The sequence below is a fragment of the Amycolatopsis anabasis genome (assembly GCF_009765355.1).
GTDB lineage: Bacteria > Actinomycetota > Actinomycetes > Mycobacteriales > Pseudonocardiaceae > Amycolatopsis > Amycolatopsis anabasis.
On the sequence record NZ_VTHK01000009.1, the window covers coordinates 238001 to 248884 of the forward strand.

At 70.4% G+C, this 10884-nt stretch carries 10 protein-coding genes; 8 read left to right on the forward strand and 2 right to left on the reverse strand.

The genetic code is table 11. The features are described from left to right. The first annotated feature begins 26 nt into the window (after positions 1-26). The 3 genes from FXO23_RS14955 to FXO23_RS52265 all read left to right on the forward strand — a co-directional run bounded on the left by FXO23_RS14955 (position 27) and on the right by FXO23_RS52265 (position 1854). Entirely contained in the window at positions 27-296 is a 270-nt protein-coding gene (locus FXO23_RS14955; RefSeq protein ID WP_158885125.1) for a hypothetical protein, read from the forward strand. Between the two features lie 578 nt (positions 297-874). Further along, complete coding sequence (locus tag FXO23_RS14960; RefSeq protein WP_179956768.1) at positions 875-1702, forward strand: lipase family protein; 828 nt, start codon at positions 875-877, stop codon at positions 1700-1702. A gap of 26 nt (positions 1703-1728) precedes the next feature. Then, on the forward strand, positions 1729-1854 hold the full coding sequence (locus tag FXO23_RS52265) for a hypothetical protein (protein WP_281356534.1): 126 nt from the start codon (positions 1729-1731) through the stop codon (positions 1852-1854). A 111-nt stretch (positions 1855-1965) separates the two neighbouring features. Here the strand turns inward: FXO23_RS52265 and FXO23_RS14965 are convergent, their stop codons facing one another. Beyond that, positions 1966-4647 carry an AAA family ATPase gene (locus FXO23_RS14965; protein WP_158885127.1) on the reverse strand — a complete coding sequence of 894 codons (2682 nt, stop codon included), beginning with the start codon at positions 4645-4647 and terminating at the stop codon, positions 1966-1968. Positions 4648-4846: 199 nt separating this feature from the next. On the opposite strand from FXO23_RS14965, the gene FXO23_RS14970 reads away from it, so the two are divergent. Together FXO23_RS14970 and FXO23_RS14975 are read left to right on the forward strand one after the other, a co-directional pair. Then, entirely contained in the window at positions 4847-5704 is an 858-nt protein-coding gene (locus tag FXO23_RS14970) for an SDR family oxidoreductase (protein ID WP_158885129.1), read from the forward strand. A gap of 31 nt (positions 5705-5735) precedes the next feature. Next, entirely contained in the window at positions 5736-6152 is a 417-nt protein-coding gene (locus FXO23_RS14975) for a Dabb family protein (protein ID WP_158885131.1), read from the forward strand. A gap of 106 nt (positions 6153-6258) precedes the next feature. Here FXO23_RS14975 and FXO23_RS14980 read toward each other — a convergent pair whose 3' ends face one another. Then, entirely contained in the window at positions 6259-6960 is a 702-nt protein-coding gene (locus FXO23_RS14980; RefSeq protein ID WP_158885133.1) for a TetR/AcrR family transcriptional regulator, read from the reverse strand. Positions 6961-7102: 142 nt separating this feature from the next. Here FXO23_RS14980 and FXO23_RS14985 point away from each other — a divergent pair, with 142 nt between their 5' ends. The 3 genes from FXO23_RS14985 to FXO23_RS14995 all read left to right on the forward strand — a co-directional run bounded on the left by FXO23_RS14985 (position 7103) and on the right by FXO23_RS14995 (position 10787). Continuing rightward, entirely contained in the window at positions 7103-8002 is a 900-nt protein-coding gene (locus FXO23_RS14985; protein ID WP_158885135.1) for an NADP-dependent oxidoreductase, read from the forward strand. Between the two features lie 92 nt (positions 8003-8094). Beyond that, on the forward strand, positions 8095-9645 hold the full coding sequence (locus tag FXO23_RS14990) for an MFS transporter (protein ID WP_158885137.1): 1551 nt from the start codon (positions 8095-8097) through the stop codon (positions 9643-9645). After that, positions 9642-10787 carry an SGNH/GDSL hydrolase family protein gene (locus FXO23_RS14995; RefSeq protein WP_158885139.1) on the forward strand — a complete coding sequence of 382 codons (1146 nt, stop codon included), beginning with the start codon at positions 9642-9644 and terminating at the stop codon, positions 10785-10787. Before FXO23_RS14990 ends, FXO23_RS14995 begins: the two co-directional genes overlap by 4 nt. Positions 10788-10884 lie beyond the last annotated feature (97 nt).

Below are 10884 nucleotides of genomic sequence, written 5' to 3' on the forward strand. Positions count from 1 at the left end.
ACCAACGCCGCGACAAGGCATCCATCGTGGACCGGTTCACCCTCGCCGCGGCGCTGCGGGACGCGGGCGTGTCCGGCTACGCCTACCAGATCGAAGGGGTACACGAACACGACATCGCCCCGGTCAGCTACTACTTCCTGCGCCGACGACAGGGAACCTGGCAGATCGGCGTGTTCGAACGCGGTGTCTTCGCCGTCGCCGGCGAGTACACCACCGAGCACGACGCCTGCACAGCCCTGTGGACACGCCTCACCACCGAGCAAGCCAGCCACGAGAATCCAAGTTGGGGGGACTGAACGCCGCCGCGCGAACTGCCGGTGCTGGGCGTCGACGTGGCCGAGACATTGGGGTGAAGTTTTGCGTACGACGCGACATTCGACCGGCGCGATATCGAGGCAGCGGTCCGAGCTGTTGACGGGAAAACCGGTGGCCTCGGCTGAGACCGCCACCAGAATGCATGCAAGGTAATGGGTGTGGGAGGTACGGCAATGCGGTACGTGCGTGCGTGGATCCAGTGAAGTACCTCTACGGCCTGACCGTCACCCCGAACGAAAGTACAAACTGGCCAGCGTCCTGGACAACGACTGCCGCCGGTAACGCCGCGGCTCTCAAGCAGGGCAGCGAACCTTGTGCCGATTCGTGGGAACCCATTCGAGTGCCTCGGCTCCTGGACTTGCGCGCGAACACAACAGCCACCCTGACCAAGCTCACGTAGTCCTGCTCCCGCGAGACGTCGGGCCGGTGTGTCGCTCAGCTGTGTGGCTCCGGGATCTCGTGCGGGTGGCGTCGCGGCCGAACCATTGGGATGCCGTGGTGGCGTGCGCTACCAACGAACAATCAAGTGCGTCGGTAAACCGATTGTGGAGGTTCGGGTATGACTGCGTCCCTTGTGTTCGATCATCACGCGACCAGGTACAGCGTGGAGCTGGCCCATCGGATGGCGTGCGCGTCCGCCCTCGCCTACAAGACACCTTCCGAGATCGAGAATCAGGCCCACGACTGGGGTTTCGACCGGGTCCGCCACCACCACACCACCTTCCGGCCGCCGTTCCCGCTGGAGGACACCCAGGCTTACACGATGGCCAGCGATCACATGGTCATCACCGCGTTCCGCGGCACCGAACCGGCCCAGTGGCGGGACTGGCTCTCCGATGTCACCACCCCGCCGTGGCCAGGCCCCGGCGGCACCGGATGGGTGCACTACGGCTTCGCCGAAGCCCTGAACTCGGTGTATCCACAGGTCGACACCGCGCTCACCGCGTGCCGTGACCACGACCAAACGGTGTGGTTCACCGGCCATAGCCTGGGCGGCGGCCTGGCCATGCTCGCGGCCGCCCGGTGGTCCCTGGAACAAGCGGACGCCCGCGTCGACGGGGTGTACACGTTCGGGGCGCCCCGCACCTGCGACCGGCTCCTGGCCACCGCCTACAACCAGGCATTGACGAACCGGAGTTTCCGGTTCGTCAACAACAACGACATCGTCCCCCAGCTTCCGCCCGAACCGGTCTTCCACCACGTGAACGCGGCACGCTACATCGACTCCTCGGGCAAGATCCGCGACTCGCTGCCGTCGTTGCCCAGGCTCGCCGACCACGCTCGCGGTTTCACCGCCGATCTGCTGGCGCCGGCCAGCGACACGATCCGCGATCACGACATGAAAAAGTATCTCGCCGCGCTGGAGCGCAACCTCACCACGCACTGACCCACTTCGAGAACCACCGCGCTCCGGTGACGGTGAAGGGCGAGGACACCGTGTGGATCGTCCAGGATCGCGGCACCGCCTCGCTGATGTGCTCCAAACGCCGCTCCGGCCACGCCCGCATGGCAGCCGCGCGGGAAGGGGACACGTCCTGATCAAGCACTACACCGGACGTGAGCTTCACCCCGGCGGGCCTGTGATGCCCAGGTGGCGGGCCATATCGGAAACGAAAGTGCCGTAGCCGCCACGCGCGCAGCGGCGGCGCGTCATCCGAGATCGGGTATGCCCCTGAGTTGCCTGCGCGAGGTGATGCCGAGCTTGCGGAAGATGTTGCGTAGGTGGGCGTCTACCGTGCGTGGGCTGAGGAACAGGCGCCCGGCAACCTCTTTCGTCGTCGCGCCCGCCGCGACCTGGCGCGCGATGTGCATTTCCTGCATGGTTAGGCGGTCGTAGGTGTGTTCGGAGCGGCTGCGGGCCACCTCCCCGGTCGCGCGCAGTTCGTCCGCGGCTCGCCGGGCGAACGCCTCCAGTCCGATCTCCGACATCTGTTCGTGCGCGGTACGCAGGTGTTCGCGTGCGTCGCGGCGGCGGCCCGCGCGGCGTAGCCACTCGCCGTACCGCAGGTGCGCCCGCGCGAGGTGCAGCACCAGCGGGCTACCCGTCAGGTGCCCGAGTGCCTCCCGGTAGTCGTCTTCCCTGTCGCTGACCAGCGCCCGCGCACCTGCCGCCACGCCCAGGGCCCAGCTGGTTCCCGCGGGCCCCGTGCGCTCGCCCAGGGACTCCAGCGCCGACCGCGCGACGGTGTCCTCGCCACACCGGACCGCGGCTTCCACCAACTCCGGCAGCGCGATGCCGGTGAGGAAGAGGTCGCCGCCCGCCACGGCGCGCGTGGCCGCGTCCAGCGCGGCCGGGTACTCGGCCAGGCCGTTGTGGAGCACGGCTGTCGCCCAGTGGGCGTTCGCGGTCAGCTGACCGGTAGGCCGGCTGGTCACCTCGGCGAACAGGTCGAGCGCCTCCTGGCGGCGGCCATGCCACGCCGCCAGGTGCACTCTCGGGTAGAGCTGCGGCAGATCGCCGGCGGCGTCGGCGATCGCTTCCTCCTCGGCGATCGCGGCCATCGCCCGCCCGAAGTCACCGGTGAGCACCGCGGACACGGCCACCTGCGACAGGCCGAGCCGGATGGTCATCGGTGACCCCGATTCCCGCCCGGTCCGCACCAGCCAGTCGACGACCGTCGCGTGCAGGTCGATGTCCCACAGCTCGCCCGCGAGCACGGTGGCCAGCGCCGGCGCCCGAGTCCACCCGGCATCGTCGCCGGTGAGCACCCGCCGCAGCGCCGGTACCCCGGCATGGTGTCCCTCGGTGTCCAACAGCACCAGCGCGTCGAGGAGGTCCGGCGGCCCCGATGCCGGCGGCGCCGAGCGGGCCGCGTCGAGCACCCGGTCCATCACGCCCGCGGCCCGCCCGACGACCAGCCCCATCTCCAGCGCCGCCACGAAGCACTCGCGCGACCGTTCCGGATCGCTGGCGGCGAGCCGTTGCGCTGCCCGCAGGATGAGTTCCGGCCCCCGGACGGCCCCGTCCGCACCCTGGACGAAGGCGATCTGCCCGCGCAGCAGATCGACGGACGCATGCCGGAGATCATCCAGTGACTCGGTGTCGATGCTGGCCAGCAGGTCCGCCGCCGCGTCCGCCCGGCCCGCCGCGAGCGTTGCCCGCGCGGCCGCGAGCGTGCGCTCGGTCTGCTTGCCGGGATCGAGCGACAGCGCCGCCGCGCGTTCGAGGAACGCGGCGGCGGCCGCTACGCCCCCACGCGCCTGCGCGCGCGACGCCGACGACTCCAGCTCCGCCGCGACCCGTTCGTCCGGCCCGGTGGTGGCTTGCGCGCGGTGCCAGGCCTGCCGGTCCGGCGCGGTGACCGGGTCGGTGGCGTCGGCCAGTGCCCGATGCGCCGCCTGGCGCCGCTCCGGCTCAGCCGCACGATAGGCGGCCGAACGCGCCAGGGGGTGGCAGAACCGCGCGCGCGTGTCGAACAGCGCCAGCCCGGATGCCTCGGCGGCGGCGCTCGCGGCAGCCACGTCGATGCCCAGCCGCCACGCGGCCGTCCACAGTAGACCCGGGTCGCCGGTGGGATCGGCGCTCGCGAGGATCAGCAGCAGCCGCGCGTCCGGGGGCAGTTCCGCCATTCTCGTCCGGAAGCTCCGCTCGATCCGGCTCGCGACCGGTGACGGTGTCGGCAGCGCGAAACCACCTGCTTTCGGCAGTTCGATCAGGGCCAGCGGGTTTCCGCGTGCCTCGGCGAGCAGGCGATCACGCACCCGCTCGTCGAGCGTCACGGTTTTCTCCTCGGCCAGCAACGCGCGCGCATGCGCGTCGCTCAGGCCACCGACCGTCAACTCGGGCAGTTCGTCCAGCCCACGGGCGCCGCCTTCCTGGTCGCGGGCCGCGAACACCATCGCGATCGGCTCGGCCGCGACGCGCCTCGCCAGGAACGTCAAGGCCCTCGCGGAGGCGGCGTCCATCCAGTGCGCGTCGTCGACGACGCACAGCAGCGGACGTTCCGTCGCGGCGGTCGCCAGCAACTCGAGCGCGGCCAGGCCGACGCGGAACGGGTCCGGCGCTCCGTCGGCCAACCCGAACGCGACCAGGAGGGAGTCGCGGTAGGGAACCGCAAGCGAATCGAGGTGCGCCAGTACCGGCACGCACAGCTGGTGCAGCGCCGCGAACGGCAGCTCACCCTCGAACTCCGCCCCGGACGCGCGGATGACCTGGAACTTCTCCGGTGCCGCATGTTCGACGTGGTCCAGCAGCGCGCTCTTGCCGATACCCGGCTCGCCGCGGAGGACCAGCACACCGCCCTCGCCCCGTTCTGCCGCGTTGACGAGGTCGAGGAGGCGATTGATCTCCTCGCTCCGGCCGACGAGCGAGCGGGCGGGCGTCGTGGGCATGGTCCGAACCATAGACCGGACACCGGCACAAGTAGGTGATTGTCACCGACGCGAACGGGGCCGGGTCCACGAGATCGTCGTGGTATCCGCGACGCGGAACCGAAACACCCCCGCAAAGGACGATTCTCGACGCCGCGTTGACCCCGAGATGAACCCGACGAGGACCAGTCCCCGGCGACCTTAGGAAAGGCACCCATCGATGAACACCCCAACCGTGCTCGTGACCGGCGCGACCGGAACCATCGGATCCGCCCTGGTCCCCGCCCTGCGAGCCCGCGGCGTCACCGTCCGCGCGATGACCCGCGACCCCGACCGCCCCGTCCCCGGCGCCGAGACCGTCGTCGCCGACCTGCGGGAGCCGGAGTCGGTCGCCGCCGCGCTGAAAGGCGTCGACGCGGCCTTCCTCAACAGCCCCTCGGCACCCGACGCCGCCGAACTCCAGATCCGGTTCGCCGACCTCGCCCGCGACGCGGGCGTGCACCGGCTCGTGCTGCTCTCCCAGTACGCGGCACACGCCGACTCACCGGTGCGGTTCCTGCGCTGGCACGCCGAAGTCGAAGCACACGTCCAGGAACTGGGCCTCGACCACACCGTGCTGCGCCCCAACCTCTACCTGCAGGCGCTGCTCGCCTTCGCCGGGACCATCGCACAGGGCTGGTTCGCCGCGCCCATCGGCGACGCCGCGGTCAGCGCGATCGACACCAGGGACATCGCGGGCGCCGCCGCGGCCGTGCTGACCAGCACGGGCCACACCGGCCACACTTACACGCTGACCGGACCCCGCGCCGTGACCCACGCCCAGATCGCCCAGGCGCTGTCGGCCGCCACCGGGCAGGACATCGCCTTCCACGACGCACCCGCCGACCAGTTCACTGCCGCGCTGACCGGCGTCCTCCCACCGTGGCAGCTCGAGGGCCTCGTCGAGGACTACGCCCACTACGCCAGGGGCGAAGCCGCCGAGGTGCACACGTCCGTCACCGACCTCACCGGACACCCCGCACGCGACGTCACCGACTTCGCCCGCGACTACGCCGCCGCGTTCATCCCGGCGGAATGACCCGTGAACCGCAACTGACAAGGATGTTTCGATGATCTACCACGGCAACCGTTTCACCCTCAGGCCCGGCATCTCGGCGGAGGACCGGGAGGCCGCTCTCGAGAGCCTGCACAACCAGGGCCGCGTCATCCCGTCCGTCACGTCGTTCGTCGTCGGCCCCGACTTCGGCGGTGAATACGAATACGGCGCCGTCTTCGTGATAAAGGACCTCGAAGGCTACGAGGAGTACATGAACCACCCGGCACACCTCGACACCGACCGGATCGGCTTGCCCCTGGTCGACAAGTTCATGTCGTTCGACATCACCGACGACCCGGACCCGGAGATCGGCGCGAAGATCGCCGAGATCCACCAGCGCCGGTACGACACCATGCCCGACATCGCCGCGCTCGTCTCCGACCTCGGCGAGTACACCGGCAGCGCCGCACCAGGCAAACACGCGAACTGACCACCACCAGTGTGACGGCGTGCGTCCTGGGGTTCGCACCATCTGTTCTTCCGCTGTTGAGCGCACAGACAAAGTCAGTGGGCACGCACAAATATTGTCCGTGGCGTCAGCGGTGTGCGAGGCCGTCGATCATCAGGGCGAGGGTGAAGTCGAACCGGTCGTGGCCCTCGCCCGCGGTGATCTCCGCGGCGTGGCGGGTGGTGTGGGGGAAGGTCTCGGCGGGCAGGGCGGTGAACCGGCGCAGCAGTTCGTCGCGGTCGCGGACCCAGACCGCGTCACCCTGCGCCGAGCGCTGGTCCGCGATCGATGTCTCGAGGCAGTAGGCGGCCACGTACAGCAAGAGACCGTCGCTGGCCCAGGCGGCGGCCTGCGGGGCGACGCCGCCGGCGAGCAGGATCGCCAGCATTCCTTCGCTGACGCGCACGATTTCCAGGTCGGTGGGGGCCATCGCGAGCACGGCGCGGGAGATACCGGGATATTTCAGGTACTGGTCGCGGATCTGGACGCACACGCCGCGGATCTGCTCCCGCCAGGCCTCGGGGTCGGGTTCGGGCAGGACGAGTTCGGCGCACAGCCGCCCGATGAGCAGTTCGTCGAGGTCGGCCTTGTTGACCACGTGGTTGTAGAGCGAGGCGGGCCCGGTGTCGAGCGCATTGGCCAGCCGACGCATCGTCAGCGCCTCGTAGCCTTCGGCGGCGATGATGCCCAGCGCGGTGTCGATGATCTGCTCCACGGTGCGGCGCGGCGGCTTGGGGCCGTCGGGGCTCGGTCGCAGGTGGCGCGCCGCGCGCCGCTCTTTCGGGTTCACCCCACCACCATAGCTCGACACGAACGTTGTTCGTATCCAGTGTTGACACGAACACTGTTCCTGCGATAGGAACGGTGTTCGTAACCATGACGATCGACGCTCCGAGCGCGGTTGACCCGCCGAGCCGAGAAGAGGACAACTCATGAAGGCAGCTCAGTTCAGCCGGTTCGGAGGCCCGGAGGTCCTCGAGATCGCGGACCTCCCGGATCCGCACCCGGGCCCCGGCGAGGTCCGGATCGCAGTGCGGGCCGCCGGTGTCAACGCGAGCGACTGGAAGAAGCGTCAAGGTCTGATGGACCAGGAGCTCCCGCAGACCATGGGGCACGAAGTGGCGGGCATCGTCGACGAGCTCGGCGAGGGCGTCACGGACGTCGCTGTCGGTGACCGCGTCTTCGGGTTCTGCACCGGCGCCGCGCAGGCCGAACTGGCGGTGCTGCCCTATTACGCACCCATTCCGCCGTCGCTCGGCTTCGCCGCGGCCGCCGCGCTGCCGGTCGCGGTCGAGACGGCCGCGCGTGCGCTCGACCAGCTCGGCGTCCAGAGCGGCAGCACACTGCTCGTCAACGGTGCCTCCGGAAGCATCGGCCGTGCCGCCGTCCAGCTCGCCGTGGCACGGGGCGCGCGCGTGATCGGTACCTGCAGCCCGGGCAACCACGAGGTGATCCGCTCGTTCGGCGCCGAACCCGTCGCCTACGGAGACGGCATGGCGCAGCGGGTCGGTGCGCTCTACCCCGACGGCGTCGACCTGGCGCTCGATGTCGCCGGAAGCGGCGTCCTGCCCGATCTCATCGGCCTCGCGGGCGACCCGCGGCACGTCATCACCATCGCCGACTTCGAGGGCGCGCGGCAGTACGGCGTGCGGTTCAGCACGGGCGACGCTGGTCGCGCCCTCTACACGCTCGGCCAGCTCGGCGACCTGGTCGAGTCCGGCCGGTTCGCACTCCCCGTCGGGCAGACGTTCCCGCTGACCGAAGTCGCGGAGGCACATCGCGTCGGCGAAGCGGGTCAGGTGCGCGGAAAGCTCGTGCTGCTGGTCGGCTGACGCGGCCTCCGATGTCGGGTGCTCGAACTTCCGAGCCGCCAACGGAGCATCCCGCGACCCGCGTGGTCGCGCCCTCAACCGAGAGATCTCCCATGAATTCTGCCAACTCATCGACCGGGACAGCCCGGTCGGCTCCACAGAAGGCGCCCGGCGACGCCGTACGCCCCCAGCGAAGCGGTGCGAACCGCTGGCTGGCGCTCGTCGTCCTGAGCCTCGCCCAGCTGATGGACATCCTGGACTCCACCATCGTGGCCATCGCACTGCCCTCCGCCCAGCACGACCTCGGATTCCCCGCCGGCTACCGGCAGTGGGTGCTGACCGGCTACGCGCTCGCGTTCGGCGGCCTCCTGCTCCTCGGCGGCCGGCTCTCGGACTTCTTCGGGCGCAAGCGATTGTTCCTCATCGGCGTCGGCGGATTCGCGCTCGCCTCGGCGGTCGGCGGTGCCGCCGGGGACTTCACGACGCTGCTGGCCGCGCGCATCGGCCAGGGAGCATGCGCCGCGATGCTCGCACCGGCGGCCCTGTCACTGCTGTCGGTCACCTTCGCCGACGACGCCAAGGAACGCGGCCGCGCGTTCGGGATCTTCGGCGCGATCTCGGGTGCCGGCGGCGCGGTGGGGCTGCTGCTGGGTGGCGTCCTCACCCAAAGCCTGTCGTGGCGGTGGTGCCTCTACGTCAACCTGATCATCGCGGCGGTCGCGTTCGTCGGCGGGCTGGCCTTCCTCCACGACGGCGATCGGCCGCGGCGGGTCCGGCTCGACATCACGGGCACGCTCACCGTGGTGCTCGGCCTGATCGGAATCGTCTTCGGCCTCGGCACCGCCGAAACGAACGGCTGGCACGACATCCGGACGCTCGGACCGGTGCTCGCGGGCGTCGCGCTCATCGCCGTCTTCGTACTCGTCGAACGCCGCACCGCCCACCCGTTGCTGCCGCCGCGGGTGATCCTGGACCGGGTCCGGGGAGCGGCGTACCTGACCTTGGGCATCGCCGGGATCGGGATGTTCGCGGTCTTCCTCTTCCTCACCTACTACCTCGAAAACACGCTGGGCTTCACCCCCATCCAGACCGGCCTGGCGTTCTTCCCGATGATCGGCCTGGTCATGGCGGGAGCCGTGTTCTCCGGGGCGGTGCTCCTGCCGCGCACCGGACCCCGGCCGCTCGTCCCGATCGGCTGCCTCCTCGCCGCGATCGGCATGGTCATCCTCACCGGAATCGGTGCCGGATCGAGCTATGCCGCGAACGTCTTGCCGGCCCTGCTCGTCACGGGGGCAGGATTCGGGTTCATCTTCGGGCCGGTGCAGAACGCCGCGACCAGCGGCGTCCGGTCGCACGACGCCGGAGTGGCCTCCGCGCTGGTGACCACGGCCCAGCAGATCGGCGGATCCATCGGAACGGCGGTGTTCAGTTCGCTCACCACCACAGCGATCGCGAGCTACCTCTCGGCGCACCCCGCGACCGCTACCCAACCGGTGACCATCGCCGAAGCGACCTTCGCCGGCTACCACCTGGTGTTCTGGGTCGCGGCAGCGGTCTTCCTGGGCAGCGCCGTACTGGCCGCCCTCCTCTTCCGGAGCGGCACCCTTCCGGTCGACGCGGGCCACGCCTCCGCCGCCGACCACGAAAAGGAGCACACGGCATGACCCACCACATCTCCCTGCCCGACGACAGGGTCGCGATCCTCGGCGCGCTGGATCTGGAACGCACCCCGGCCGGGGTGCGCCCGCGACGGCTCCCGGCGTGGACCCGGCCGCGCATGAACGACGGCTTGCTGGATCTGATCGTCTCGCAGGCGGCCGGGGTCCGCCTGCGCCTGCGCACGGCAGCGCGGTCGCTGGCGCTGGGCGTGCACGTCACCGTGCCGGAAATGGACGGGAGCCCGCTGCCTGCCTCGTTCGACCTCGCCGTCGACGGCACGGTGCTCGGCCGCGTACCGGCCACGGCGGGAGATGTGCTGAGCTTCGCCGCCGACCTCACCGGCACCCGGCTGAGCCCCGGTCACCCGGAGACCGTGCGTTTCGACGACCTGCCTGGTGGAGAGAAGGACGTCGAGATCTGGTTGCCGCACGGCGCGACGGTCGAGTTGCGCACGCTCGACTCCGATGCGCCACTGCTCGCGCCGACCCCGCCGCCCGGCGTGGCATGGACGCACTACGGCTCCTCGATCAGCCACGGCCTCGAGGCCCCCGCCCCGACCCTGACCTGGCCTGCCATCGCCGCTCTGACGACCGGCGCGGCGCTGACCAACCTCGGGTTCGGTGGCAACGCCATGCTCGACCCGGAGGTCGCTCGCGCCATCCGGGACACCCCTGCCGACCTGATCACACTCGAGGTCGGGATCAACATCGTCGGGGAAGCGGCGATGCGCGAACGCACCTTCGTCCCTGCCATGCACGGATTCCTGGACACGATCCGCGAAGGCCATCCGGACACGCCGATCGTGCTCGTCTCGCCGACCTCCTTCGCCGAACTGGAGACCACGTCCGGCCCCGTCGCGCTCGACCCGGAGACCGGCCGCAAACGCGCCCTGGGTTCCGCGGGTGCCGGAGCGCTGACACTGACCAGCGTCCGCTCGCTGCTCGCCAAGGTCGTCGACATCCGCGAAGACCCGGCGCTGCGCTACCTCGACGGGCGCGAGCTCCTCGGGCCGGACGAGGCCAGGTCGCTGCCCGACGGCCTGCACCCCGACCCGGCCGCGCACCTGCGGATGGGCGAACGAGCCGCCCGGCTGCTCCTGGGCCCCAGCTGCGACCGGCCCGCCACGACGGCGAGAAGAGCTTCATGACTCGCCGGAGCTACCGGCACACCACCCCGCCCGGGGAAACATCGCGGTGGGCGCGGGGTTCTCGCGCGAGCGAGGAGGAGCCTGATGGTTACGAACC